Source organism: Bradyrhizobium sp. UFLA05-108, assembly GCF_059803455.1.
The window spans coordinates 55936-82279 of sequence record NZ_JBANAZ010000020.1 but is presented as its reverse complement, the minus strand read 5'-3'; the positions used below and the strand labels follow the sequence as shown (position 1 = coordinate 82279).

Below are 26344 nucleotides of genomic sequence, written 5' to 3'. Positions count from 1 at the left end.
CAAACAAGTTGGACGCGATGCTTCGAGGAATGCGCAAGGCCTCATCAAACTGGCTCGGCAAGACGATTATGGCCGTGGTGATGGGTGTATTGATCATCAGTTTCGGCATTTGGGGCATCGCCGACATTTTCCGCGGCTTTGGGCAGTCGACGGTGGCCAAGGTCGGCCACACCGAGATTTCGCTGAACGAATTCCGGCAGATCTATACCGACCGCATGCAGCAGATCGGCCGTCAATTCGGCCGCCCGCTGACGCCTGAGCAGGCGCGCGCCTTCGGCCTTGACCGCCAGGTGCTCCAGCAGGCGATCGCGGAAGCCGCCCTCGATGAAGAGGCCCGCCGGCTCGGGCTCGGCGTGTCGGACGACGAGATCCGCCGCATGATCATGAACGACCCGAACTTCAAGGGCGCCGCCGGCAATTTCGATGCGCAACGCTTCCAGGCCATGATCCGCAATTTCGGCTACAGCGAGCAGCGCTACACTGCCGAGCAGCGCAAGGTGTCGCTGCGCCGACAGATCACCGGCACGATTGGCGCGGGCCTCGAGCCGCCCAAGACCATGATCGATGCGCTGAGCCGCTATCAGAACGAGCAGCGCTCCATCGAATTCGTCAAGCTCGACGCGGCGCAAGCCGGCACGATCGACCCGCCCTCGCCCGAGGCGCTCGCCGCCTATTTCGAGGATCACAAGGTCCAGTTCCGCGCGCCCGAATACCGCAAGATCTCCTTCGTCGTGATCTCGCCGGAGGAAATCGGCAAGTGGACCGACGTCTCCGACGACGACGCCAAGAAGGTGTTCGAGCAGCGCAAGGACCGGCTCGGCACGCCGGAGAAGCGCCACGTGCACCAGCTCGTGTTCCCGACGGTCGAGGAGGCGCAAGCCGCGCGCACCCGGCTCGCGGGCGGAACGTCGTTCGAGGATCTCGCCAAGGAGCGCGGGCTCAGCGCGGCGGACGGCGATCTCGGCCTCGTCACCAAATCCGCGATCCTCGATCCGGCCGTGGCTGACGCCGCCTTTGCGCTGCCCGCGGGTGAGATCAGCCAGCCAGTGCAGGGCCGTTTTGGCGTGGCGCTGGTCAAGGTCGACAAGATCGAACCGGGCGCTGAGGCCAACTACGCCAACCTCGCCGGCGACATCAAACGGGAAATCGCGGCCGAGCGCGCCCGCGCCAAGGTCGGGGAATTGCGCGACAAGATGGAAGACGAGCGCGGCGGCGGCTCCAGCGTCATCGAGGCGGCGCAGAAGCTCGGGCTTGCTGCGGTGACCATCGAGGCTGTCGACCGCTCCGGCCGGACGCCCAGCGGCCAGCCGGCCGCCAACATCCCGCAAGGGCTCGACGTGGTGTCGCAAGCCTTCAACAGCGATGTCGGCGTCGACAACGATCCGATCTCCTTCCGCGGCGGCTATGTCTGGTACGACGTGCTCGGCATCACGCCGTCGCGCGAGCGCAGCCTCGACGAGGTCCGCGACCAGGTCGAGGCGCGCTGGCGTCAAGACCAGATCACGGCCAAGCTGCGGGCCAAGGCCACCGAGATCGTGCAGAAGGTCGAACAGGGAGCCAAGCTCGCGGACGAAGCCGCAGCCATCAACGCCAAGGTCGAGACCGCCTCGGGCGTCAAGCGCGAGGACACGCCCGCCGGTGTGCCGTCGAGCCTGGTCGCGGCCGCATTCCGTACCGCCAAGGATGGCGTCGGCCAGACCCCAGGTGCAGGCGGCGAGGTCATCATCTTCCGCGTGACCGACATCGTCGATCCGCCGGTGGATCTCGCATCCGAGGGTATTGCCAAGTTGAAGGAGAGCCTCGACCGTTCGCTCACCGACGAGCAAGTGGCATCCTACGTCAACAAGCTTGAAACCGACATCGGAACCACCATTAATCAGGCCGCCTTCGCGCAGGTGACGGGCGCGAACCAGTAATCAGTTGAAAGCACGCGATGGACGACCTGAAATCGATCATTGGAAAAGTGGCGACCGGCGCCAGCCTGTCGCGTGACGAAGCCGCCTCAGCCTTCGATGCCATGATGTCCGGCGAGGCCACGCCCTCGCAGATGGGCGGGCTTCTGATGGCGCTGCGTGTGCGCGGCGAAACCGTGGACGAGATCACCGGCGCGGTCTCGGCGATGCGCTCCAAGATGCTGCGCGTGGACGCTCCCGCGGATGCCGTCGACATCGTCGGCACCGGCGGCGACGGCTCGGGCTCGGTCAATGTCTCGACCTGCGCGTCATTCATCGTCTCGGGCGCCGGTGTGCCGGTCGCAAAGCATGGCAACCGCGCGCTGTCGTCGCGCTCGGGCGCAGCCGATGTGCTGGCCTCGCTCGGCGTGAAGATCGATCTCAAGCCCGAGGACGTCGGCCGCTGCGTGCGGGAGTGCGGCATCGGCTTCATGTTCGCACCCGCGCACCATCCTGCGATGAAGAACGTCGGCCCGACCCGCGTCGAGCTCGCCACCCGCACCATCTTCAACCTGCTCGGCCCGCTGTCCAATCCGGCCGGCGTGAAGCGGCAGATGGTCGGCGTGTTCTCCCGGCAATGGGTGCAGCCGCTGGCGCAGGTGCTGAAGAATCTCGGCTCCGACTCGGTCTGGGTGGTGCACGGCTCCGACGGGCTCGACGAGATCACCCTCACCGGCCCGACCTTCGTCAGCTCGCTGCACAAGGGCGAGATCAAGACCTTTGAGATCACCCCGGAGGACGCGGGCCTTCCGCGCTGCGAAGCCGTTGGCTTGAAGGGCGGCGACGCCGACGCCAACGCGATCGCGTTACAAAACGTGCTCGACGGCAAGCCCAGCGCCTATCGCGATGTCGCGCTGGTCAACGCGGCTGCCGCGCTGGTGGTGGCCGGCCACGCCAAGGACGTCAAGGAAGGTGTTGCGCTCGGCGCCAAGTCGATCGACAGCGGCGCGGCGGCGGCGCGGCTAAAACACCTGATCGCGGTTTCCAATAGCTGAGCCTCGCATGTCGGACATCCTGACCAAGATCGAGGCGTATAAGCGCGAGGAGATCGCAGCAGCCAAGCGCGCACAGCCGCTGGCCGCCCTGGAAGCCAAGGCCAAGATCGCACCTGCACCGCGCGGTTTTCTGCGCGCGATCCGTAACAGGCTCGCCAATGGCGACTATGCGCTGATCGCCGAGGTCAAGAAGGCGTCCCCCTCCAAGGGGCTGATCCGTCCCGATTTCGATCCGCCCCTGCTCGCCAAGGCCTACGAGGCCGGCGGCGCTGCTTGCCTCTCAGTACTGACGGATACGCCCTCCTTCCAGGGTCATATCGACTTCATGGTCGCGGCGCGCGCCGCGACCTCGCTGCCGGTGCTGCGCAAGGATTTTCTGTTCGACACCTATCAGGTGGTCGAGGCCCGCGCCCATGGCGCCGATTGCATCCTGATCATCATGGCGGCGCTCGACGATACGGTGGCAAAGGATATCGAGGACGCCGCGCTGTCCCTCGACATGGACGTCCTGATCGAGATCCACGACGCGAGCGAGCTCGACCGCGCGCTGAAACTGCGCTCACCGATGATCGGGGTCAACAATCGCAACTTGCGGACCTTCGAAACCACGCTTGCGACCAGCGAGACGCTGGCTCCGCTGATCCCGCGGGAACGGCTGATGGTCGGCGAAAGCGGCATCTTCACACCCGCGGACCTTGCCCGCCTCGAGCGCGTGGGGATGTCGACCTTCCTCGTCGGCGAAAGCCTGATGCGGCAAGCCGACGTGACGGCTGCCACCCGCGCGCTCCTGTCGCGCGAGGCCACGCACGCCCCGGGCACGCGCTGAGATGGCGCGTTCACCGTCCAGGATCAAAGCCAAGGCAACTCCCGCCCTCACCCATATCGGCGCCTCCGGCGAGGCGCGGATGGTGGACGTGTCGGAGAAGCCCGCGACCGAGCGGCTCGCCGTCGCGGAGGGGCGCGTCGTCATGACCAGGGCGACGCTCGATCTGATACGCTCAGGCAACGCCAAGAAGGGCGACGTGCTCGGCACCGCGCGCATCGCCGGCATCATGGCGGCCAAGCGCACCTCGGAGCTGATCCCGCTCTGCCATCCCCTCGCGCTCTCGAAGGTCACCGTCGACATCGAGCCCGATGACAAGCTGCCCGGTTGCCTCGTCCGCGCCGCCGTGAAGGTCACTGGTCCCACCGGCGTCGAGATGGAGGCGTTGACCGCCGTCTCGGTCGCCTGTCTCACGATCTACGATATGATCAAGGCAGTGGAGCGCGGCGTGCGCATCGAGGGCATCCACCTCGTCGAGAAGAAGGGCGGCAAGTCCGGCCACTACCGGGTCTGAGCACGCGGCCTGCACCAAAGCGGAAAATGAGTTTTGGTACAATCGGTAGAAGTTCCACCTCTCCCGTAGGGAGAGGTCGGATCGCATCGAAAGATGCGATCCGGGTGAGGGGTTACGGCCTCACTGAATGCTGCGGCCCCTCACCCGGATTGCTTCGCAATCCGACCTCTCCCCGCTGAGGAGAGGTGAACCCCGAACGACGAGCCACACGCTATCTCGCCCGCACTACCGGGCCTCGCGCTGGCGCTCGCGATAGGCGCGCGTCTTCATCCGGTTGCCGCATAGCGTCGACATGCACCAGCGCCGCGTGGACGGTTTCGACCGGTCGTAGAACACGCGGCGACATTCCTCCGACGCGCACATCTTCAGCCGGTCCAGCGTGCCTGCAAGCGTGCCGTCGTAAAGCTCGATGGCGATGGCCGACAGGCCCGCAAGGGCATCCTGACGCACCGCTGCGAGCGTTGCGCCGCGGCCCGCACGCGCCTCGACCCGCAACGGAAATGGCTCGAGCGCGCCATCGAGCGCGGCAAGGACATCCTTATTCCTGCGCCGCTCGGCCGGCTCGCATTGCAAATAGGCGCGTAGCGCCCCGCGCAGCCGCAGCGCGGCCTGGAACATCGCAGGCGTGATCTTCGCGCCGTCCTCGCCCATGCCGTGCTCCCCCAACCACGCCGCGAGCTCCTTCGGGCCCGAGAGCGCATCGCTCTGCGGATGCTGCACGCCGAAATGCACGAAGTGGCGGCCGTCGAGCGAATTGGCGAAGTCGTAGAGGGCGGCCAACTCGTCGGGAACCTTGAATTTCCGGGACTGCTTCGACATGGACACCAGTAAATCATTTTTACCGGTTGACGGCAACAAACACCTGTATAAATCGTTTACCGGTGTCAATTGTCGCATCACACCATGGAGGCCGAGATGGCAGACACGACGACATTCACCCGCCCCCGCATTTTCTACGGCTGGCTCGTCGTCGCCGCGGCCTTCGCGGTGACGTTCGTCGGTTTCGGCTCCGCCTACACGTTCAGCGCGTTCCTGGAACCGCTCCAACGAGACTTCGGCGCCTCGCGCGGCTCGGTTTCGCTGGTGTTCTCGATTGCGGGCTTTCTGTATTTCGCCCTCGGGGTCGTCAGCGGTCCGCTCGCCGACCGCTTTGGCGCGCGTTCCCTGGCCGTGACGGGCATGATTGTGGTCGCCGCAGGCCTTGCGGCCGCAAGCGCGGCGCGATCGCTCACCGAGGTCTATCTCGCCTACGGTCTCGGAATAGGCCTCGGCGTCGGCTGCGCCTACGTCCCCGCGATCGGCGCGGTACAGCGCTGGTTCGTCAAACGCCGCGGATTTGCTTCCGGACTGGCAGTCAGCGGCATCGGGCTCGGCACGCTGGCGATGCCGCCGATCGCTTCGCTGCTGATCGCGACATTCGGCTGGCGCGGGGCCTATCTGGTGCTCGCTGCTGTCGCCATCGTGCTGGGTGGCGGGATTTCATTGCTGCTCGAGAACGATCCACACGACCGTGGCCTCGGCCCGGACGGCGCCCCACCTGAGGCAGCACGCACGATCGGAACCGGAGGCGCCTCGGTGCTGGAGGCCGTGCGCTCCGCGCGGTTCGCCGGCCTGTACCTGTCGTGTCTGGTCTGCTCGTTCGGCGCTTTCGTCCCCTTCGTCCATCTCGTGCCCTACGCACGCGATCACGGCGTTGCGACCTCGTCCGCCGTGCTGCTGCTTGGCACGATCGGCGTCGGCAGCACCGCCGGGCGCTTCCTGCTCGGCGGCCTCGCCGACCGGATCGGCCGTGACCGGTCGCTGATCATGGTCCTGCTCGGCATGGCGCTCGCCATGGCGATCTGGGCGGTCTCGGCGAGTGCCTTCGCGCTCGCCGGCTTCGCCTTCGTGTATGGTGTGTTCTACGGCGGTTGGGTCGCGGTGCTCCCCGCCGTCGTGATGGACCATTTCGGCGGGCGCAACGTCAGCGGGATCATCGGCATTCTCTACACCAGCGTCGCGTTCGGCACGCTGATCGGGCCGAGCGCCGCGGGCTTCGCCTACGACGCCACCCACAGCTACACGCTGTCGATCCTGATCAGCGCCGCCGCGAACGTCGTCGCGGCGCTGATCGTGGCGGCGCCCCTGTTGCGGTGCGCAACGCGGACGATCAGCGCAGCGAAGCGCTGATCGATCCGAACTTGCTGTTGAGCTTGCTGCCGAGGCCGTTGACGACGGTGATGATGGCAAGCGCGATGCCGGCGGCGATCAGGCCGTATTCGATCGCGGTGGCGCCGGATTCGTCGGCAATGAACTTCTGCAACTTCGACTTCATGATTCTGTTATCCTGTCCTCTCCATGGGATGACGAAACCACTCGCAAGCAGCGTGCCAGAGCGCGCGCGAGCGCCGCCAGCATGTTAGATGGTTAAGTTTCGGTTGACGCGAGCGCGGCCGGCAAGAATTGACCGCTCATATGCACGGCATCGGCAATATCTGCTGGCTTTGCTCACGGCGCTGCGCTCCGGGACTCTCGCGCCGATTTACCCTCCGTTAACCGCGCTTCCTAACGTCGCCTCCACATCGTTCCCGTAAACCAGCGGGTGTTTCCGGGCTCAAGAACTGATCCTGGCGTGTGCACGGCAGCGTTTCAGATCATGACGGGTTTCGGCAGTCGCCTCCTTGATCAAACGGCATTGATCCGTAGCGGACCGATCCGCTGGCTGGTGGTCGGCGGCATGCTGCTGATTGCGGCGATCGTGATCGGCGCGACGCTGATGGCCCAGAACTTCCGCGAACGGGCGCTGCGCAACAGTGCGCGCGAGCTGGATAACACGGCGCTGCTCCTCGCTCATCATTTCGACCAGCAGCTCCAGGATTTCGAGGTCATCCAGAAAGACCTGATCACGAATATGCGCGCCAGCGGGATTGCGAGCGTCGAAGACTACCGCAGGCGCCTGTCCACGCAGGACATCCATCGGACGCTCCGCTCCAAGATGGAGGCGCTGTCCTACGTCGGCGGCGTCAATATCTTCGACGCCGACGGCGAGCTGATCAACTCCTCGCTCGTCTGGCCTCCGCCGAAGGTCAATGTCGCCGACCGGGCTTATTTCCGAACTCTCAAATCCGATCCGCGCTCGCCGGACATGCTGGTCCAACCCGTCCATAGCCGGGTCTCCGGCATGTGGACGATCCTGATCCTCCGCAAGGTCTCTGGCCCGAACGGCGAGTTCCTGGGCGTGGTCGGGCGCGGCATCGAGCCTGCCGGCTTCGAGAAATTCTTCGCCTCCGTCGCACTCGGCGAAGGCGCGACGATCTCGATGCTTCACCGCGACGGCACGCTGCTCGCCCGCTACCCCCATGTCGACGAAGCCATGGGCCAGAACTTCAAGATCGGTTCCGAAGCGCAGCGGAAGATGTTCGACCTCGACCACTTCACCGGCCGCTTCACAAGCACGGTCGACGGTGACGACCGCCTGATCTCGTCGCACGCCCTGCCCCATTTCCCGATCGTGATGGTCGCGACCAACACGAGAACGGCGGCGCTCGCGGACTGGCGCGAGCAGATCGGACTCCTGGTCTTGATCGCCTTTGCATCGGCGCTCGCCATCACCGGCTTGCTGATTGCCGTGGTTCGCAAACTGTCGGCACAGCACCGTCTTTCACGGGAACGGCTGACGCTGGAGAAGCAGCGGCTCGACCGCGCCGTCAACAATATGACGCAGGGGCTCCTGCTATTCGACGACTCGCGACGGCTGATCGTCTGCAACCAGCGCTATCTCGAGATGTACGGCCTCTCGGCCGACGTCGTGAAGCCCGGTTGCAGCTTCCACGACATCATCGCGCACCGCAAGGCGACCGGCTCGTTCGCCGGCGACGTCGACCGCTATGTCGCGCGCGTACTGCGCGACATCCACATCCGCAATTCCATGGTCATCGACACATCCGACGGCCGCTCGATCCAGATCGTCAACGAGCCTCTCGCCGACGGCGGGTGGGTTGCGACGCATGAGGACATCACCGAGCGCCGCCGCACCGAGGAGCGCATCACGCATCTTGCGCATTATGACGCGCTGACCGACCTGCCCAACCGCGCCATGTTCCACGAGCATCTGCGGGACGTCCTGGGTGCTATGGCCGACGGCGAGCTGATCGCCGTGCATTACATCGACATCGACGAATTCAAGGGCGTCAATGACGCGCTCGGCCATCTCGTCGGCGACGAGTTGCTGAAATCGATCGCCGCGCATCTGAACCGCTGCGCCGGCGAGACCGAATTCGTCGCCCGTCTCGGCGGCGACGAATTCGCGATCGTGCAGAGCGCCGTGACCTCGCCTGATCACGTCACCGATCTCGTGGCGCGGGTGTTCGCCGCCATCCGCGAGCCGTTCGACTGCATGGGCCACCATATCACCACCGACGCTTCGATCGGCATTGCGCTGGCGCCTGACCATGGCACCGAGCTCGATCAGATCCTGAAGAATGCGGATCTGGCGATGTACGCTGCCAAGGCGGCCGGCCGCCGCACCTATCGCTTCTTCGAGCCGGAGATGGATGCCAAAGTCCGCGAGCGGCGACAGCTCGAGACCGATCTCAGGCATGCGATTGCCCATGGCGGGCTCGAGGTGTTCTACCAGCCCTGCCTCAGCCTGAAGGACGAGACCATCACGGGCTGCGAGGCCCTGGTGCGCTGGCGCCATCCCGAGCGCGGCATGGTCTCGCCCGCCGAGTTCATCCCGATCGCGGAGGACACCGGCCTCATCAACGAGATCGGCGAGTGGGTGCTCACGACGGCGTGCCGGGATGCTGCGACCTGGCCGGACGACATCCGCCTTGCGGTCAACGTCTCGCCTGTGCAGTTCAAGAGCGGCACGCTGGCGCTGAAGATCATGGCAGCGCTGGCCGCCTCCAACCTGCCGGCGAGCCGGCTCGAGCTCGAGATCACCGAGGCCGTGCTGATCCGCGACGACGACACCGCGCTCGCCATCCTGCATCAGCTCCGCGCCATCGGCGTACGCATCGCGCTCGACGATTTCGGCACGGGCTACTCGTCACTGAGCTACCTGCACCGCTTCCCGTTCGACAAGATCAAGATCGATCGCTGCTTCGTCGAGGACATCGCCGGCCCCGACGGCTCCTCCAGCATCGTGCAGGCCGTGGTCAATCTCGCCGCCGCGCGGCGCATGACGACGACCGCGGAAGGTGTGGAGACGGAGGAGCAGCAGCGCCTGCTCCGCTCGCTCGGTTGCAGTGAAATGCAGGGCTATCTGTTCAGCGCCGCGAAGCCAGTCGACAAGGTGCAGGAGCTGTTTACGCTCCACCGCAGCCGGCTTGCCCAGAGGCCCGGCCACGAAAGCCGCCGCCGCGAAGCGGGCTAGGCGCCAGGCCTTCGCATCGTAATTCGTAGGGTGGGCAAAGCGACTTGTCCGCCGTAGCTCGAAGAGCGAAGGCGGAAGCGTGCCCACCTCGTGCCTCGCCGCGGATACAGAAGCGGTGGGCACGTCGCTGACGCTCCTTTGCCCACCCTACCGCATCTCGGCCTAAGGCCTCAGTTCGGCACCGCCGTCTTTTGTGCCGGCTTCGCGGCCGCGGCATTCACGGTCACGCCGTGCAGGAAGTCGAAGGCGGCATGCAAGGCCTTGTCGTCCTTCTCTTCCGGCGGCACGTAGGATTGCGAGCCGGTCTGCTCGCTGCCGTCGGCTGCGGAGAGATGGCCGCGCATTTGGGATTCGGCCATCGTGTCGACACGCCCCTTCAGCTCCGCCGGGACGTCCTGAAGGATCTCGATGTCGGGCGCGATGCCCTGCGCCTGGATCGAGCGGCCCGACGGCGTGTAGTAGCGCGCGGTGGTCAGCGCCAACGCGCCGCTGCCGGAGCCGAGCGGGATGATCGTCTGCACCGAGCCCTTGCCGAACGATCGCGTGCCGATCAGTGTGGCGCGCTTGTGATCATGCAGCGCGCCGGCCACGATCTCGGACGCAGAAGCCGAACCGCCATTGATCAGCACCACCAGCGGCTTGCCCTTGGTGAGGTCGCCACCATGCGCGGTAAAGCGCTGCGTCTCTTCCGGGTTCCGGCCGCGGGTCGACACCACCTCGCCGCGGGCGAGGAAGGCGCTCGACACCGAGACCGCCTGGTCGAGCAACCCGCCCGGATTGTTGCGGAGATCGACGACGTAGCCTGCGAGCTTCTCCTGCGGAATCTCCTTGGAGATCGACGTAATCGCCTTGCGCAGTCCGTCGGTGGTCTGCTCGTTGAACGAGGTGAGGCGGATATAGCCGATATCGCCGCCCTCGGTGTGGAACCGGACCGGGCGCACATGGATGATCTCACGCGTGATCGCGACGTCGAGCGGCGCGTCGGCGCCCTTGCGCACGATGGTGAGCTTGGTCTTGGTGTCGACCGGGCCCTTCATCTTGTTGACGGCCTGCTCGAGCGTCATCCCCATCACCGCCTCGCCATCGATCTTGCTGATGAGATCGCCGGACAGGAGGCCGGCCTTGGAGGCCGGCGTGTCGTCGATGGGCGCCACGACCTTGACGAGGCCCTCCTCCATCGTGACCTCGATGCCGAGCCCGCCGAACTCGCCGGAGGTGGTCTCCTGCATCTCGGTCCAGGCCTTGTCGTTCATGTAGCGTGAATGCGGATCGAGCGAGGTGACCATGCCGTTGATGGCACCTTCGATCAGCTTGGAATTGTCGGGCTTCTCGACGTAGCTCGCCTTGACGCGCTCGAAAACTTCGCCGAACAGGTTCAGTTGCGAATAGGCATCGTCCGCGCCCGCCGCCGCTCTCGCCACCCATTGCCCGCCTTGCGGAGAGGTTGCCAGCAGAGTCAAACACGCGCCGGTCAGCGCGCCGAGGGGGAACAGCAGGGTTTTCCGCATGGATCGATTGGCCTTTTCGCTGGCGGTTGGGAGCCGCCATGCAAATGGCGATCCAGCCGGTGTCTCACAATACCATTCTGGTTTCTTCAAGGCCGGTCCGCCACGTTGGCTTGCATCCGGCAAAAAACCCTTCGTCCCAGCCTAAACTTTTGGCAACGTTCCTCGGCCGGTTCGCGCCGGGGGCGGAATCGACCCGTCCGGCCAGCGCGTTCAAGCTATGCGATTTTGGGATGGTTTTGGCGCGCCGAACCGGTTAGGCGATGGAATAAGGCTTCAAATTCTCGGGAGGATAACAATGAACGACGCGCCCCGTATCCGGCCCCAACGAAACGTCGAACTGGGTGCCAGCGACGAGCCGTTCCAGAACCTGCACGAATTCATTCGCAAGGCGCGCTCCAACCTCAACCAGAACGCCTGGGACTATATCGTCGGCGCCGCCGAGACGGAGACCACGATGCGCCGCAACCGCATGGCGCTGGACGAGATCGCCTTCCGCCCGCGCGTGCTGCGCGACATGCGCAATGTCGATGGTTCCGTCGAGCAGTTCGGCCGCAAGATGCGCCTGCCGGTCGTACTGGCGCCGGTCGGCGCGCTCGAAATCTTCGATCCGCACGGCGCAGCCTCCGTTGCACGCGGGGCCGGCGCCTTCGGTGCAGCGCATATGCTGAGCTCGGTGTCGGATCCGGGCCTCGAGAAGACCGCAGAAGCAGCTCCCGATGCGCTGCGCTTCTACCAGCTCTATGTCCGCGGCGATGACGCCTTCGTCGAGGATGTCGTCGCCCGCGCGGTGAAAAGCACCTACGCCGCGTTCTGCCTGACGGTCGACACCGCCCATTACAGCCGTCGCGAACGCGACATCGCCAAGCGCTATGTTCGCGAGAGCCGGCTGCGCGCCACCGGCGGCGACTACCAGAAGGGCCTGGAGTGGCGGACCGTGAAGCTGATCAAGGACAAGTTCAAGATCCCGCTCATCATCAAGGGAATCGCGACTGCAGAGGACGCGCACATCGCCCTCGATCACGGCGTCGAGTGGATCTACGTCTCCAACCATGGCGGTCGCCAGCTTGATCATGGCCGCGGCGCCATGCACGTATTGCCGGAGATCGTCGATGCCGTGAAGGGACGCGCGAAGATCATGGTTGACGGCGGATTCTGCCGCGGCACCGATATCGTCAAGGCGCTCGCCATGGGCGCGGACCTCGTCGGCATCGGGCGCCTGCAGTGCTGGGCGTTGGCCGCGGCCGGCGAATCCGGCATCACACGGATGTTGGAGCTACTCGAAGACGAAGTGTTGCGCTGTCTCGGGCTGCTGGGGGCCACCTCGTTTGCCGAGGTGAACGCATCCTGCCTGCATCCGGCGACCGCCACCAACGTACCAAGCGTGTTCAGCGCGTTTCCGCTGCTGGATATCGAGCCTTATCGTTACTGAAAGGATGCAATGACCTCCCTCCTCTCTCCCGGCAGCGCGGATGCGCTCCTGTTCGACCTCGGTCGCGTCGTGCTCGACATCGATTTCTCCAAGGCGATCGCCTGCTGGGCGGGACATGCCGGCTGCGAACCGCAATCGATCGTGACGCGCTATGTCCGCGATGAGGCCTATCGGCTGCACGAGATGGGCAAGATCAGCGACGAGGTCTATTTCGACTCGCTGCGCCGCTCGCTCGGGATCGAAATCTCCGACGCGCAGTTCCTGGAGGGGTGGAACGCGATCTTCGCGGGCGAGATGCCCGACATCGCAAACCTGCTGCCGCGCGCCGCACAACACGTGCCGCTCTACGCCTTCTCCAACACCAACCGGCCGCATGTGGACTATTTCTCGAAGGAGTATGCCGACGTGCTCGGCCATTTCCGCGAGATGTACCTGTCCTCCAGCATCGGCCTGCGCAAACCCGATGCGGAAGCCTTCGACCATGTCGTCGCCGCGATCGGCGTGCCGGCGAGGCGAATCGTGTTCTTCGACGATCTCTCCGAAAACATCGAAGGCGCGCGGGCACGAGGGCTGACCGCGGTTCACGTCACGTCGCCTCACGACGTCGGCGAGGCGCTGAAGGCGCTGGGATTCTAAGCACCCATTGCTGCGGTCGCTCAGCGTTCGGTTCCGGCCATCACGGGGAACTTTTTCAGCAAATTGTGGAACCAACTCACTCTGTGCATTTTTAGACAGAGTTCCCGGAACGGATCAACGCGTCGGGAGTCGTATGTCCGTTGGGATTTTCTACAACGGATGCGTGATCGTGTTGGGCAAGTCTTACTTCAACAAGCAAGCCTCGATCCTTCTCAAGTTCGCCAAGTCAACGTCGAATTCGCAGCTGTCCGCGAAGCTGGTCAGCAAGGCGGCGGATCTCAAATCGCAGGGCGACCCCCTGCCCGAGATGGATCACAGCCTGAAGGCGCCCGACGTCGATCCGGACAATGAAACGGGAGCCACCTGATGCTAGCCGTGAGCCTGGTTGTCGCCGTGGCATGCTTGGCCACCGTCATCCCGGTCCTTCTCGTCATCGAGACGATCGCGCGGCGTCCACGCTAGGCGCATTCAACTGCGCTTGGGTTGAGGCCGATCGAGACGCTGCCGTTGCGCGCGCATGCGGCTCGTCTTCTCCTTGAGCGCCTCGATCTCCTCGTCCAGCTTTGCGCTCTTCGATTTCGGCGGCTCATCGCCGCGCAGCTTCTCGAGCGCTTTCTCAACCGATAGCTTTGAAGTCTCTGCCATCAGGGTTCTCCCGGATGTCTCCTGACGCACCTGCGTGCGATGGCGCGCGGCAATTCTGAGCTGGAAGCGGAAAGGCGCGATATTGTCCTAAAGGGCATCCCTGCCGTTCCGGTGCTGGAGGGACAATTCATCTCCGCCTTCGTGATCGCCCCCTTTTGCCTCGAAGCCTGCACTCGGCTAGAACGCAACGCGACCTGTCCTTCGATTTGCTCAGCAGGAGTTTGCCCGTGGCCCTGATGCCGGTGTCCGACGCGCTTGCCGCAGTGCTTGCCGGCGTAGAGCCGGTGGCCGAGGAGATGGTTGCGCTGGATGCGGCCTACCATCGCGTGCTGGCGCGCGATGTCGCCGCGCGGCGTACGCAGCCGCCGCAGGCGATGTCGGCGATGGATGGCTATGCGGTGCGCGCCGCCGACGCGGCGACGGTGGACGCAGAGCTCACCGTGATCGGCGAGGTCGCGGCCGGCCGGCCATTTGCGGGAGCGGTTGGCGCGGGCCAGGCCGTGCGGATCTTCACTGGCGGCGTGGTGCCCGATGGCGCGGACGCGGTGGTAATCCAGGAGGACACGGTCGCAAACGGCAGGCGCGTCACGATCAAGGAGGCCGCGATCGCTGGACGGCACATCCGTCCTGCTGGCGTCGATTTCTTCGAGGGCGACGTGCTCCTGCGACAGGGAGCCAGACTCACCGAACGCGACCTCTCACTGGCCGCCGGCATGAACCATCCGGAGCTTGCCGTGCGTCGCCGGCCGAGGGTCGCGATTCTCGCGACCGGCGACGAGTTGGTGATGCCGGGCGCAACGCCCGGCGCGGGCCAGATCGTCTTCTCCAACGGCTACGCCCTGCACGCGCTGGCGCGGGCCGAGGGCGCCGAAACGGTCGATCTCGGCATTGCCGCCGATACGGTTGCGGCGACCACCGCCGGGATCCGCCGGGCCCGCGAGAGCGGCGCCGACATCCTCATCACGACCGGCGGTGCGTCGGTCGGCGACCACGATCTGGTCAGGCCAGCGCTCCAGGCCGAAGGCTTCGAGATGGCGTTCTGGAAGATCGCGATGCGGCCGGGCAAGCCGATGATGCACGGCCATCTCGGCGCGATGCGGGTGATCGGCCTGCCCGGCAATCCGGTCTCGTCCTATGTCTGCGGCTTCCTGTTCATGGTGCCGTTGATTCGCGCGCTTGCTGGCCGCTCGCGCGTTCATCACCGCCGCGAGCGCGCCGTGCTCGGGCGCGACGTCGGGCCCAACGACGTCCGCGAGGACTATTTGCGCGCACGGCTCGAGGAGCGCGAGGACGGCACGCTGGTGGCCGTTCCCGTCAACCACCAGGACTCCTCGCTGCTTGCGAATCTTGCTACCGCACAAGCACTTCTCGTGCGCGCGCCGTTCGCGCCAAAGGCCGAAGCAGGCACGCCTTGCGAGGTGTTGCGGCTGCCCTTGTGAGTGCAATCTGATTCGCGCGTGATGCGAACTTCGCCGCGTTCACACAAAATTAAGTGGTTGCGGAACACATATCGAACATATAGTGTCCGTTCATGATTTGTTTCGAGCATCTAGCGGCTTCTGCTGAATCTGGCGTCTCGGAATCGAACGACATCAACCGGGGGATTTGGTCGAGATGTTAACGCGCAAACAATACGAGCTTCTGCGGTTCATCAGTGAGCGCCTCAAGGAAAGCGGTGTGCCGCCCTCCTTCGATGAGATGAAGGACGCGCTCGATCTGCGCTCGAAGTCCGGCATTCACCGCCTGATCACCGCGCTGGAAGAGCGCGGCTTCATCCGTCGCCTGCCTAACCGCGCGCGCGCCATCGAGGTCATCAAGCTGCCCGAGCTTCAAGCCGCAGGCGCCGGCCGCCGCGGCTTCACGCCGAGCGTCATCGAAGGCAATCTCGGCAAGGTGCGGAGCGCCAGCGCGTCTGTCGACGACGGCGAGCGTCCGGTCGCCGTGCCCGTGATGGGACGGATCGCGGCCGGCACGCCGATCGAGGCGTTGCAGACCCGCAGCCACACCATCAGCGTGCCTCCGGACATGCTCGGCTCGGGCGAGCACTATGCGCTCGAAGTGCGCGGCGATTCGATGGTCGATGCCGGCATCCTGGATGGCGACATGGCGCTGATCCAGCGCAACGAGACCGCTGACACCGGCGACATCGTGGTGGCGCTGATCGACGACGAGGAAGCGACGCTCAAGCGTTTCCGCCGGCGCGGCGCGTCGATCGCGCTGGAGCCCGCCAACACCGCCTATGAGGTGCGCATCCTGCCGCCGAACCGGGTGAAGATTCAGGGCAAGCTGATCGGGCTGTATCGGAAGTACTGATTGCCCAGCAGAAAGTACCGATTGCCCGGCAGATTGCCAGCCATCGCACGGCGATACGGGCGGACGGATCGTCCGCTCCAGCAAAATAGCGTTGTCGCTTCCACTGTGATTATCCCTACACCTGCACAGAGCTAATCCTCAAGCATGGCAGGCGCGAATGCGCTGTGCGGGCTGCAGAGGACAAAACCCATGCGGCAGGTGATTTTAGGCGTGATCTCGGCAGCCTTGATCGCGGGATCGGCACCTGCGAGCGATGCAGCGCAACACCACGCCGCCCGAAAGGCCACGCCGCCCGAAAGGCAGAGCACGCGGCGGCAACCAGCGCGCCATTCCGCAATTCCAACAATGCGATCGCACCTGCGCCGCAGGCGAGCTGGCCCTCTTCAGGGTACTCCGCTGCCGGCGCTGATGGAAGCTCGCGTGAGTGAATGATGTGAACCAAGATAGAGTCTCGGCGAGAGGCTTTGTTCCTCGTTTGCCGGGAAAGATAATGTGATCGGGCGATGCGCAGACGGGCCGCAGATTTGCCCACAAACGCGATACACTCGTAGGCTTCCAACTCTGGTAGAGGCCTGCGCCTCCGGGGGGGCGCGGACCTGCTATCTCGCATGAGGAGCACTCCGATGTGTGACTACAGCCTACATGCCGTTGCGACCCGCCCCGCTCAAGTCGGCGAGACGATCGTCACGACAACCTTCCGCGGCACCTCGACGCGTGGATTTGCGTCGGAGCGTGATCTCTCGGTTGCCGTCTGCCTCCTGCCAGGCACCGAGCTCGCCTTCGCCGACAACGTCCGCTACGACAATCGCTGGATCTGGACGCGCACCGTCAATTCCCGCGTCGGCAAGTTCGGTAAGGTCGATCCGCACATTCCCGATCGTCATCATGATGCGATCGAATTCCCCGACGGCAACTACGTGCTGGTAACGCAGCTCGTCGAGGGACAGCGTGCCACGGTTCTGCAATTGCCGGTGACGCAGCCGCTCGGCGAGAAGACAGAGCAGCCCGCCGTCGAGCAGCACACGACCACGACGCCCACGACACGCCTGCCGATCGGCTGACGCGTCTTTCAATCCTCGGCCTGCAGGTCGGCCTCCGATGGCGTAGCATCCTTGCTGCGTGGAGTAGCCGGCCGCGGTGCGAGGCTGAGCTCGAAATCGCTATCGCCGGCCCCGGCCGGCGACCAGGGGCGGTTTGCGCTCCTTGCTTTCACCGTTTGCAGCGTGAAACCGTCGCCATCGCGCGATAGCGCGAGTGCGCCCTGCGTCTTCAGACGCTCGCGATCCACGACCATCGCCGCGCAACCGGCTGCTGCAGGCTTCGCCGTCACCACCAGCGCGGCGCGGCTGCAATCGTCCGCCAGCGCGTCGATACGCAACGAGAGCGCGACCAGGCGACCATCGGCGAGCGGCGTCACGCAACCGCCTTCGTCGCATGAGACGCCATCGGCGAGCGACGCATCAGTCGCGCCGCGCGGATCAGCATCAGATGCAAGCCACTCCTTGAGAAGAAAATTGTCCTTGCCGGTTCGGATCAGGTGCAGTTGGCCGCCCTTGCCGCGCACCGCGATGCTGTGGCCGTCGCCTGCGATCAGGATGTCGGGCTGGCGCACGTGCAGCGCCCAACCGATTGCGAGCGTCAGCACGACGGCGCCCACCCAGCGCAGCGGCGTGCGCAACAGGCCCATCAAACGAGACCAATGCTGGCGGCAGTCAACGGGCCGGTCCCGAAGGCGGTGATGCGGCCGACGGCGCCAGGCAACGCCGCGACCCAGCGCGTCACAACGACCATCCAGTCGATGCCGATCCCCATCAGCCACCAGAATACGCCATCAAGCCCGAACGGCGCTGCGATCAGCCCCAAAAGTCCGGCCGGCATCACCAGCGCCGAGACCACCGGCATCGCCGCGAGATTGGCGAGCACGCCGTAGGGCGTGACGCGATGAAAATGGAAGGCGGCATAGGGCGTCGTCGCGAGCCCCGCGATCAGCGAGGCCATCAGCAGCATGACGAGCTCGCGGCCGCCTCACAGCGCGATGCGCGCAGTGACGGAGTGATCGGGCGAGGCCAACAGGTTCGGCATGCCGATCTGCACCAGCCCGACGAGACCAAGCGTCGCCGCGAACGACATCTGGAAGCTCGGATGCACCAACGCCTCCGGCGCGACAGCGAGCACGATCATCGCGGCCACCGCGAGCGTGCGGAAAGTGATGGCGCGACGATCGACCATCACCGCGATCAGCACCACCGCCGTCATGAAGAACGATCTTTGTGTTGCGACCTCCGCGCCGGACAGCAGCAGGTAGAACGCGGCAGCCACCAGTGCTGCCGCAGCGGACCATTTTTTGATCGGATAGCCCACTGCAAATCCCGGGATCAGCGCCAGCAGCGCGCGTACCGCAAAGAACACGACGCCGGCGACGACCGCCATGTGATAGCCGGAGATCGACAGCACGTGCCCGAGGCCGGAGATGAACATCGCATCGTTGACGGGCTCGGTGATTGCGTCGCGCCGCCCGGTGAGCAACGCGGTGGCAATCGCGCGATTGTCGCCGTCGAGCGTGGCGCGGATGCGCGCGTCGATCGCATCCCGCAGGCCTTGCATGGTGGCGGCATAGCGCAGCCGCCAACCTCCGGCTTCCGGTGGAGCGGCGACCGTGATCGCGCCCATCGCAAAGCCGGAAGCGCCGATGCCCTGAAAGAACATGTCGCGGGAGAAATCGTAGCTGCCGGGACGCAGCGGCGCGAGCGGCGGCATCAGCCGCGCCTTGAGTTGCACGAAGCTGCCGACCTCGGGCGCTGTGCCCTTGCGCACCGACAGCCGCACACGCTCGAGCTGGATGTCGCCGCGCGGCGCCTCCATCGCAGTCACCCGCAGCACGAAACGGTCGGTGCGCTCGCGGATATCGCGCGTCTCGACGAAGCCGGACAGCGCCACCGAATAGAGTGGCTTGGCCAGCACGGTGTGCGCGATGCGCGCGGTCTTCCAGGTCGCCGTAGCAAAGCCCGCGGCGATCGCTGCGATCATGATGGCGGGTGCGAACAACCGGCTCCGCCGCAGCAGCACGGCACCCGCCATGAGCACCAGCGCCGTGATCGCGGCGACCGCGAGCACGGGTTCGTGGTCGGCGCAAAATAGAGGGCAATCCCGGCACCGAAGGCCACGGGCACCCACGGCAGCAGCCGACCGGCGCCAGCTTCCGCCTTGGCCCATCCGCGCAACGTCCCGGCCAACGACGACCAACGCGCCAAAGCCTGCCGGCACAAGCCCGCCGGCCGAAGCGGCACGGCCCGCTGGCCATGTCCCGGCGATCCCCTGAGAGCGGTGTGGCCGGGAAGGCTCCGCCATTCCTGCACCTTACGATACGCGACGGGTGCGGAGGCTACCGGAAGGTGCAGGGACGCGAATAGCGGAACGGAAAGGGAACCAGCCGAAGGGCGGCTACTTTTCCTCTTCCATCGTTACGGCCACCGCCGCCTTGGCGGAGAGCCGCACCTTGTTGCCCTCGACATCGGCAACCAGGCCCTTGTCGATGAAATGATGATGGCCCTTGTGGCTGCCCTCGCCGCTATCCTTCCTGGTCAGCTTGATGCGGTTGCCCTCGACGCGGTCGACGGTGCCGATATGAACGCCGTCGGCGCCGATCACTTCCATGTGCTCTGCGATGTTTTGCATGATGGCGAATCCTTGTTGATCCCACACAACGCGTGGGCAACCTTTCCGTTCACTTCCCCCGTCATTCCGGGGCGCGACGAAGTCGCGAGCCCGGAATGACGACCAAATGTGACGGCGCTATTGCTGGATCAGCGGCGTTCGCGACGACACATGGTGGCTCGCGATTTTCCAGTCGCCGTCCTCGCGGACGAGAACCCACGTGATCTTGACTGACAACGGCGGAATTTCCTCGCCCAAATCGAACGAGGCAATGCCGGCCATGTTGATCACGTCAGGCGCGACATGGGCCGACGCAATGTCCGAAAACGTGACACGCGGCGCCCGCCACCGCGGCAGGCCGTCGAAATAGGCCGCCACGCCCTCTCTGCCGCGATAGAGCGTTGGATTCGAGCCCAGAAAGAAGGCACTCTTGGAGTAGAGCGACGACAGCGCGGTAGCATCTAGCCTTGCGAAGCCGGCGGACCATTTCGCGATGATGGCGGAAACGATGGTGTCGGCTTCTTCTTGCATGCGACCACTCAGCTCTCATCAGGCCTTTCTCAGCTCTTGGCGACTTCCTTGGCAAAGGTGTCGCGCAATCCGATCGTCCGCGAAAACACCGGCTTGCCCGGCGTCGAATCCTTGTCGCGCACGAAGTAGCCCTGCCGCTCGAACTGCATCGGCTCGGTCGCATTGCTCTCGGCAACCGATACCTCGATCCGCGCATCGGGAAGGATCTCCAGCGACTGCGGGTTGAGATCGGCGACAAAATTGGCAGCGTTCGGGCTCGGGTTCGAGAAGAGCTGGTTGTAGACGCGGATCTCGGCGGGCACGGACTGCGCCGCCGGCAGCCAGTGCATGGTCGCCTTGACCTTGCGGCCGTCAGGCGCGTTGCCGCCCTTGGTCAGCGGATCATAGGTACAGCGAAGCTCGACCACCTCGCCGGCATCGTTCTTGATCACGCCGGTGCACTTGATGAAATAGGCATAGCGCAGCCGCACCTCGTTGCCCGGCGACAGGCGGAAGAACTTCTTCGGCGGGTTTTCCATGAAGTCGTCGCGCTCGATATAGATCTCCCGGGAGAACGCGATCTTGCGCGTGCCGGCCGACGGATCGTCCGGATGGTTGATCGCCTCGAGCTCCTCGACCTGCCCTTCCGGATAGTTCTCGATCACGACCTTCAGCGGTCGCAGCACCGCCATGCGCCGCTGCGCCGTGCGGTTCAACTCCTCGCGAATGCAGAATTCGAGCATGCCGACGTCGACCACGCTGTTGGCTTTCGCCACACCGATGCGCTTGACGAATTCGCGAAGTGCGGCCGGCGGCACGCCGCGGCGGCGCAGGCCCGCCATGGTCGGCATGCGCGGATCGTCCCAGCCCGCGACATGACCGTCGCGCACGAGCTGGGTCAGCACGCGTTTCGACAGGACCGTGTAGGTCAGGTTCAGCCGCGCGAACTCGTACTGGTGCGGCTCGGAGGGCACCGGCAGCTTCTCGATGAACCAGTCGTAGAGCGGACGGTGGTCCTCGAACTCCAGCGTGCAGATCGAATGGGTGATGCTCTCGATTGCATCCGACTGGCCGTGCGCATAGTCGTAGCTCGGATAAATGCACCACTTGTCACCTGTGCGCGGATGATGCGCATGCAGGATGCGGTACATCACGGGATCGCGCAGGTTGATGTTCGGCGAGGCCATGTCGATCTTGGCCCGCAACACGCGCGCTCCGTTCGGGAATTCGCCGGCCTTCATGCGGCGGAACAGATCGAGGTTCTCATCCACCGAGCGGTCGCGGAACGGCGAATTCTTGCCGGGCTCGGTCAGCGTGCCGCGGGTAAGCCGGATCTCATCCTGGGTCTGGTCGTCGACATAGGCGAGCCCGTCGCGGATCAGCTTCTCCGCCCATTCGTAGAGGCGGTCAAAATAGTCCGAGGCATAGAACAGGTTGTTGCCCCAGTCGAAGCCGAGCCAGTGCACGTCGGCCTGGATGGAGTCGATATATTCCTGCTCTTCCTTGACCGGATTGGTGTCGTCGAAGCGCAAGTGGCAGCGGCCGCGAAATTCCTCGGCGATGCCGAAATTGAGCGCAATCGACTTGGCATGGCCGATGTGCAAGTAGCCGTTCGGCTCCGGCGGGAACCGGGTCACGACCTCCTTGTACCTGGCCGCATCGAGATCGGCCTGGACAATGTCACGAATGAAATCGCGCCCCGCCTCAGTTGCCACCGGTTCTGTCGTCATTCCGAAAATCCTGTCGGGAAATCAGCGGTCCTTCTGCCAGTTTCGGGAGGCCGAGCCAAGCCCTCAGCCCGGTCCGATGCGGTCCGCCGGCAGGCTTTAGTTATGCACCGTTCCTGCTATACACCACCGCCTCCAATGCATAGGCCGTTCCACACATGACCGATTCCGTCGTCACGCGCTTCGCCCCCTCGCCGACCGGCTTCCTCCATATCGGGGGCGCCCGCACGGCTCTGTTCAACTGGCTCTTTGCGAAGAAGCACGGCGGCAAGATGCTGCTCCGGATCGAGGATACCGACCGCGAACGCTCAACCGAGGCGGCGATCGGCGCCATCCTCGACGGACTGAAATGGCTGGAGCTCGGTTGGGATGGCGAGGTGATCTACCAGTTCAGCCGCGCCGCCCGCCACCGCGAGGTGGCCGAACAGCTGCTCGCCGACGGCAAGGCCTATCACTGCTACGCCACCGCCGACGAGCTCGCCGCGATGCGAGAGAGGGCGCGCGCGGAGGGCCGCACCCGCCTCTATGACGGCATGTGGCGCGACCGCGATCCGGCAACCGCGCCCGCGAACGTCAAGCCGACGATCCGGCTGCGCGCACCGCAGACCGGCGAGACCGTGATCGAGGACCAGGTGCAGGGTCGCGTGGTCTGGCAGAACGAGAACCTCGACGACCTCGTCCTGCTCCGCGGCGATGGTACGCCGACCTACATGCTCGCGGTGGTGGTCGACGACCACGACATGGGCGTCACCCATGTGATCCGCGGAGATGATCACCTCATCAACGCCGCGCGCCAGAAGCAGATCTACGACGCGATGGGCTGGGCGTTGCCGAGCATGTCACACATCCCGCTGATCCATGGCCCGGATGGCTCAAAACTTTCCAAGCGTCACGGTGCGCTCGGCGTCGATGCCTACCGCGCCATGGGCTATCTGCCGGCCGCGCTACGCAATTACCTCGTTCGCCTCGGCTGGAGCCATGGCGACCAGGAGATCTTCTCGACCGAGGAGATGATCGCCGCGTTCGACCTCGCCAGCGTCGGCCGCGCCGCCGCGCGTTTCGACTTTGCCAAGCTCGAGAACCTCAACGGCCACTACATTCGTAACGCGGACGATCAATCGCTCGTGAAGATGTTCGAGGACGTACTCGATTACGTCCCGGGGAAGGCCGAGCTCAAGGCCAAGCTGAACGATGCCACGCGCGCGCAGCTCCTGAAGGCCATGCCGAGCCTGAAGGAGCGCGCCAAGACGCTGATCGAGCTGATCGACGGCGCCTATTTCATCTTCGCGGACCGACCGCTGGAGCTCGATCCCAAGGCGGCAGCCCTGCTGACGCCGGAGAACCGGGCGCTGATCGGCCGGCTTCATTCCGCGCTGGAGAATGTCGAGAGCTGGAGCGCGGTCACCGCGGAAGCCGCGCTGCGCGCTTTTGCCGAGGAAAATAGTCTCAAGCTCGGCGCGGTCGCCCAGCCGCTGCGGGCGGCGCTGACGGGACGGTCCACCTCGCCCGGTATTTTCGAGGTTTTGGACGTTCTGGGACGCCAGGAAAGCCTGGGCCGCCTGAAGGATCAGTCTACGACGTAAGTCCTGTGCGGTGCCCATCTTGCAGCGCACACAGCAATAATATACCCATCTCACCCGTACCTTCTGGAATATCCGGCTTGCCCCGCCATCTGATGGGGGACGATCAGGTCCGGCCCGTTTCACAATTCATCGGGGACTTACGATGGACGCAAAATCCACAAAAACAGCAACGCTGACGGTCGGAAACAAGAACTACGATCTCCCGATCCTGAGCGGCAGCGTCGGGCCTGACGTCGTCGATATCGGCAAGCTATACGGACAATCGGGCCTCTTCACGTACGATCCGGGCTTTACCTCGACCGCGAGCTGCCAGTCCAAGATCACCTATATCGACGGCGACGCCGGCGTGTTGGAATACCGCGGCTATCCGATCGAGCAACTCGCCGAGCACGGCGACTTCCTGGAGACCTGCTACCTCCTGCTCTACGGGGATCTGCCGACCGCGGCCCAGAAGAAGGATTTCGACTACCGAGTCACGCACCACACGATGGTGCACGAGCAGATGGCCCGCTTCTTCCAGGGCTTCCGCCGCGACGCCCATCCGATGGCGGTGATGGTGGCCTCCGTCGGCGCGCTCGCCGCGTTCTATCACGACTCCACGGACATCAACGATCCGAAGCAGCGCATGATCGCGTCGATGCGGATGATCGCGAAGATCCCGACGCTCGCCGCCATGGCCTACAAATATTCGGTCGGCCAGCCGTTCGTGTATCCGAAGAACTCGCTGAAGTTCGCCGAGAACTTCCTGAACATGTGCTTCGCCGTGCCGTGCGAGGAGTACAAGGTCAATCCGGTGCTCGCGGACGCGCTGGAGAAGATCTTCATCCTGCACGCCGACCATGAGCAGAACGCCTCGACTTCCACGGTGCGTATCGCCGGCTCCTCCGGCGCCAATCCGTTCGCCTGCATCGCAGCGGGCATCGCCTGCCTCTGGGGTCCGGCCCATGGCGGCGCCAACGAAGCCGCGCTTGCCATGCTCGCCGAGATCGGCACGGTCGACAAGATTCCCGAGTTCATCGCCAAGGTGAAGGACAAGAACAGCGAAGTCCGCCTGATGGGCTTTGGCCACCGCGTCTACAAGAACTACGATCCGCGCGCCAAGATCATGCAGAAGATGTGTCACGCCGTGCTCAAGGAGACCGGCCATGGTGACGATCCGATGCTGAAGGTGGCGCTGGAGCTGGAGAAGATCGCGCTCAGCGATCAGTACTTCATCGATCGCAAGCTCTACCCGAACGTCGACTTCTATTCGGGCATCACACTGAAGGCGATGGGCTTCCCGGTCTCGATGTTCACCGTGCTGTTCGCGGTCGCCCGCACCGTCGGCTGGATCAGCCAGTGGAGCGAGATGATCGAGGACCCGCAGCAGAAAATCGGCCGCCCACGCCAGCTCTACACCGGCCTCACCCGCCGCGACTACGTGGCGATCGATCAGCGGAAGTAAGGTCACGTCCACAATTGCAGGACTGACAAATCCCGCCCGGCCATCATAGCCCGGCGGGATTTTTGTGGGCATTCCCTTAAACCAAGAACGGAAGAGGCCTGCGCCGAGCGCGCTGCTGTTCTCGTCTTAAATCCGGGCATCAGTCCGCAACGGGAAATCGCGGGTGCCGTCATCCCGCAATTGGTATATTCGACGATCGGCGATCGTAACCGACTCTTTCAACAGGCGCCTGACCGGGGTCCAGTGAAGCCGCAAATGCCAAATCGATTTTGCGGTTATAATAGAGCAGTCTGATTCGGCGGCTAATCGCGACTCGCGAGGATGTTGTCATGGCATTTTTTTTGCGTGAGCTCGGTCCGGTCGAGAGCTTCGAAAGTGCGTTGAAGCGGAAACGAGCGACGCGGCAGAAGTTGGCTGAGCGATTGAGCATCACTGAAAAGATGCTCGAGGAACAGCGTGCCGCAGCCCGGCGGTTGGCGGTCGCCGGCGCCACGAATGGCCAGCTCGATCGAGCAGATGCCAATATGCGCTCTGTCGAGGATCGGGCCAGTCGTCAGCGTGCCGAACTCACAGAACTCGACGAGCAAATCGTCTCGACCGAACGCGCATTGGCCGAAGCCCTATTGCAGCGCGACCGCAACAAAATGGCGGATCATATCCTGGCTCTGGCAGCGGCCATCGAACAGGCCGTGCCGCGATTTGACTCGAGCGCCATTGCCCTCGCGCAGGCTGCCACAAAAGGGGTGGCAATACCGCCCGAAGCGACAAGGTTTTCGACCAGCGTGGATGAGATGCGCCGCGAGCTTCTCTCCGCCACCGATCTCATTTGCTGGGAGCTTCGGTCGATAGCGGTACGCACGCGAGCCGGTAATGCAAACATTGCACTCGGCGCGCCGGGCGAACCGGATCATGGTCAGCCGGAGGTAGAGAGAAAAATGATCTACACGCTGACCCCGCTACTTTGGCGCGAGGGCGAGGAGGTGCGCAAGGTTTCGGCGTTCACGCTCGTGGGACTGCCAAAAGCGCTGTTGCCGGTCGCCTTGCGTCATCAGCTCGTGGATTATCTGAGCGCCCGGCGTGTGCAGACGCTCATCCAGGTTCATGGCAGCGGAGGCACGCAAGAGAATCCGCATCAGAACGATCCGGAAATCATCGATCTCGATAAGCTGGCCGCAGAGGAAACAGGCGGCGCCCCCGCAGATGTCGCCTGAGCTTTGCTGCCCTCGCCAATGATCCTCACGACGAAAGAGCGAGG

General features: G+C 64.6%; 22 protein-coding genes and 1 pseudogene. 15 read left to right on the top strand and 8 right to left on the bottom strand.

Going from position 1 to position 26344, the window contains the following annotated elements; all coding sequences use genetic code 11:
• Window positions 1-17: 17 nt before the first annotated feature.
• The 4 genes from SO140_RS16905 to moaC are packed head-to-tail and all read left to right on the top strand — an operon-like array spanning window position 18 to window position 4284.
• A complete protein-coding gene (locus SO140_RS16905) occupies window positions 18-1916 on the top strand; it encodes a peptidylprolyl isomerase (protein ID WP_498542848.1) in 1899 nt (632 codons plus the stop codon).
• 17 nt (window positions 1917-1933) lie between these two features.
• Window positions 1934-2947: an anthranilate phosphoribosyltransferase gene (trpD, locus tag SO140_RS16900; RefSeq protein WP_498542847.1), complete on the top strand. Its 1014-nt coding sequence runs from the start codon at window positions 1934-1936 to the stop codon at window positions 2945-2947.
• Window positions 2948-2954: 7 nt separating this feature from the next.
• Complete coding sequence (gene trpC, locus SO140_RS16895) at window positions 2955-3773, top strand: indole-3-glycerol phosphate synthase TrpC (RefSeq protein WP_498542846.1); 819 nt, start codon at window positions 2955-2957, stop codon at window positions 3771-3773.
• Window position 3774: 1 nt separating this feature from the next.
• Window positions 3775-4284, top strand: a complete 510-nt coding sequence (moaC, locus tag SO140_RS16890; protein WP_498542845.1) for a cyclic pyranopterin monophosphate synthase MoaC — start codon at window positions 3775-3777, stop codon at window positions 4282-4284.
• Between the two features lie 225 nt (window positions 4285-4509).
• Here the strand turns inward: moaC and SO140_RS16885 are convergent, their stop codons facing one another.
• Entirely contained in the window at window positions 4510-5103 is a 594-nt protein-coding gene (locus SO140_RS16885) for a CGNR zinc finger domain-containing protein (RefSeq protein WP_498542844.1), read from the bottom strand.
• A 96-nt stretch (window positions 5104-5199) separates the two neighbouring features.
• Here SO140_RS16885 and SO140_RS16880 point away from each other — a divergent pair, with 96 nt between their 5' ends.
• The gene (locus SO140_RS16880) at window positions 5200-6453 is read left to right on the top strand and encodes an MFS transporter (protein WP_498542843.1); all 1254 of its coding nucleotides are present in this window, start codon (window positions 5200-5202) and stop codon (window positions 6451-6453) included.
• On the opposite strand, the gene SO140_RS16875 is transcribed toward SO140_RS16880, so the two are convergent.
• Window positions 6434-6598 carry a Flp family type IVb pilin gene (locus SO140_RS16875; RefSeq protein WP_449382311.1) on the bottom strand — a complete coding sequence of 55 codons (165 nt, stop codon included), beginning with the start codon at window positions 6596-6598 and terminating at the stop codon, window positions 6434-6436. The two genes, SO140_RS16880 and SO140_RS16875, sit on opposite strands and share 20 nt — an antisense overlap.
• Before the next feature lie 318 nt (window positions 6599-6916).
• Here SO140_RS16875 and SO140_RS16870 point away from each other — a divergent pair, with 318 nt between their 5' ends.
• Window positions 6917-9640, top strand: coding sequence for a bifunctional diguanylate cyclase/phosphodiesterase (locus SO140_RS16870; protein WP_498542877.1), 2724 nt, complete (start codon window positions 6917-6919; stop codon window positions 9638-9640).
• A 170-nt stretch (window positions 9641-9810) separates the two neighbouring features.
• Here SO140_RS16870 and SO140_RS16865 read toward each other — a convergent pair whose 3' ends face one another.
• Window positions 9811-11148, bottom strand: a complete 1338-nt coding sequence (locus SO140_RS16865) for a S41 family peptidase (protein WP_498542842.1) — start codon at window positions 11146-11148, stop codon at window positions 9811-9813.
• Between the two features lie 295 nt (window positions 11149-11443).
• On the opposite strand from SO140_RS16865, the gene SO140_RS16860 reads away from it, so the two are divergent.
• The 3 genes from SO140_RS16860 to SO140_RS16850 all read left to right on the top strand — a co-directional run bounded on the left by SO140_RS16860 (window position 11444) and on the right by SO140_RS16850 (window position 13580).
• Window positions 11444-12577: an alpha-hydroxy acid oxidase gene (locus SO140_RS16860; RefSeq protein WP_449382308.1), complete on the top strand. Its 1134-nt coding sequence runs from the start codon at window positions 11444-11446 to the stop codon at window positions 12575-12577.
• Between the two features lie 9 nt (window positions 12578-12586).
• On the top strand, window positions 12587-13213 hold the full coding sequence (locus SO140_RS16855; protein WP_498542841.1) for an HAD-IA family hydrolase: 627 nt from the start codon (window positions 12587-12589) through the stop codon (window positions 13211-13213).
• Window positions 13214-13346: 133 nt separating this feature from the next.
• Entirely contained in the window at window positions 13347-13580 is a 234-nt protein-coding gene (locus tag SO140_RS16850; RefSeq protein ID WP_449382306.1) for a hypothetical protein, read from the top strand.
• 101 nt (window positions 13581-13681) lie between these two features.
• Here the strand turns inward: SO140_RS16850 and SO140_RS16845 are convergent, their stop codons facing one another.
• Complete coding sequence (locus SO140_RS16845) at window positions 13682-13858, bottom strand: hypothetical protein (protein WP_449382305.1); 177 nt, start codon at window positions 13856-13858, stop codon at window positions 13682-13684.
• A gap of 227 nt (window positions 13859-14085) precedes the next feature.
• Here SO140_RS16845 and SO140_RS16840 point away from each other — a divergent pair, with 227 nt between their 5' ends.
• The 3 genes from SO140_RS16840 to SO140_RS16830 all read left to right on the top strand — a co-directional run bounded on the left by SO140_RS16840 (window position 14086) and on the right by SO140_RS16830 (window position 17232).
• Window positions 14086-15297 carry a molybdopterin molybdotransferase MoeA gene (locus SO140_RS16840; protein ID WP_449382304.1) on the top strand — a complete coding sequence of 404 codons (1212 nt, stop codon included), beginning with the start codon at window positions 14086-14088 and terminating at the stop codon, window positions 15295-15297.
• Between the two features lie 175 nt (window positions 15298-15472).
• On the top strand, window positions 15473-16171 hold the full coding sequence (lexA, locus tag SO140_RS16835; RefSeq protein WP_449382303.1) for a transcriptional repressor LexA: 699 nt from the start codon (window positions 15473-15475) through the stop codon (window positions 16169-16171).
• Between the two features lie 623 nt (window positions 16172-16794).
• Window positions 16795-17232 (top strand): hypothetical protein, encoded by a 438-nt coding sequence (locus SO140_RS16830; RefSeq protein WP_027522621.1) that lies wholly within the window; start codon window positions 16795-16797, stop codon window positions 17230-17232.
• 8 nt (window positions 17233-17240) lie between these two features.
• On the opposite strand, the pseudogene SO140_RS16825 reads toward SO140_RS16830, so the two are convergent.
• The 4 genes and pseudogenes from SO140_RS16825 to SO140_RS16810 form a co-directional block, all read right to left on the bottom strand.
• Window positions 17241-19519: pseudogene (locus tag SO140_RS16825) on the bottom strand (ComEC/Rec2 family competence protein).
• A gap of 93 nt (window positions 19520-19612) precedes the next feature.
• Window positions 19613-19846 (bottom strand): DUF2171 domain-containing protein, encoded by a 234-nt coding sequence (locus tag SO140_RS16820; protein ID WP_027550707.1) that lies wholly within the window; start codon window positions 19844-19846, stop codon window positions 19613-19615.
• Between the two features lie 117 nt (window positions 19847-19963).
• On the bottom strand, window positions 19964-20356 hold the full coding sequence (locus SO140_RS16815; protein ID WP_498542840.1) for a YybH family protein: 393 nt from the start codon (window positions 20354-20356) through the stop codon (window positions 19964-19966).
• A gap of 29 nt (window positions 20357-20385) precedes the next feature.
• The gene (locus SO140_RS16810) at window positions 20386-22065 is read right to left on the bottom strand and encodes a glutamine--tRNA ligase/YqeY domain fusion protein (protein ID WP_474803498.1); all 1680 of its coding nucleotides are present in this window, start codon (window positions 22063-22065) and stop codon (window positions 20386-20388) included.
• Between the two features lie 155 nt (window positions 22066-22220).
• Between SO140_RS16810 and gltX the strand changes: the two genes are divergently transcribed.
• The 3 genes from gltX to SO140_RS16795 all read left to right on the top strand — a co-directional run bounded on the left by gltX (window position 22221) and on the right by SO140_RS16795 (window position 26300).
• A complete protein-coding gene (gltX, locus tag SO140_RS16805) occupies window positions 22221-23645 on the top strand; it encodes a glutamate--tRNA ligase (protein ID WP_449381627.1) in 1425 nt (474 codons plus the stop codon).
• A gap of 142 nt (window positions 23646-23787) precedes the next feature.
• Complete coding sequence (gene gltA / locus SO140_RS16800) at window positions 23788-25089, top strand: citrate synthase (RefSeq protein WP_449381628.1); 1302 nt, start codon at window positions 23788-23790, stop codon at window positions 25087-25089.
• Window positions 25090-25418: 329 nt separating this feature from the next.
• Window positions 25419-26300, top strand: coding sequence for a hypothetical protein (locus SO140_RS16795; RefSeq protein ID WP_498542839.1), 882 nt, complete (start codon window positions 25419-25421; stop codon window positions 26298-26300).
• Window positions 26301-26344: the final 44 nt, after the last annotated feature.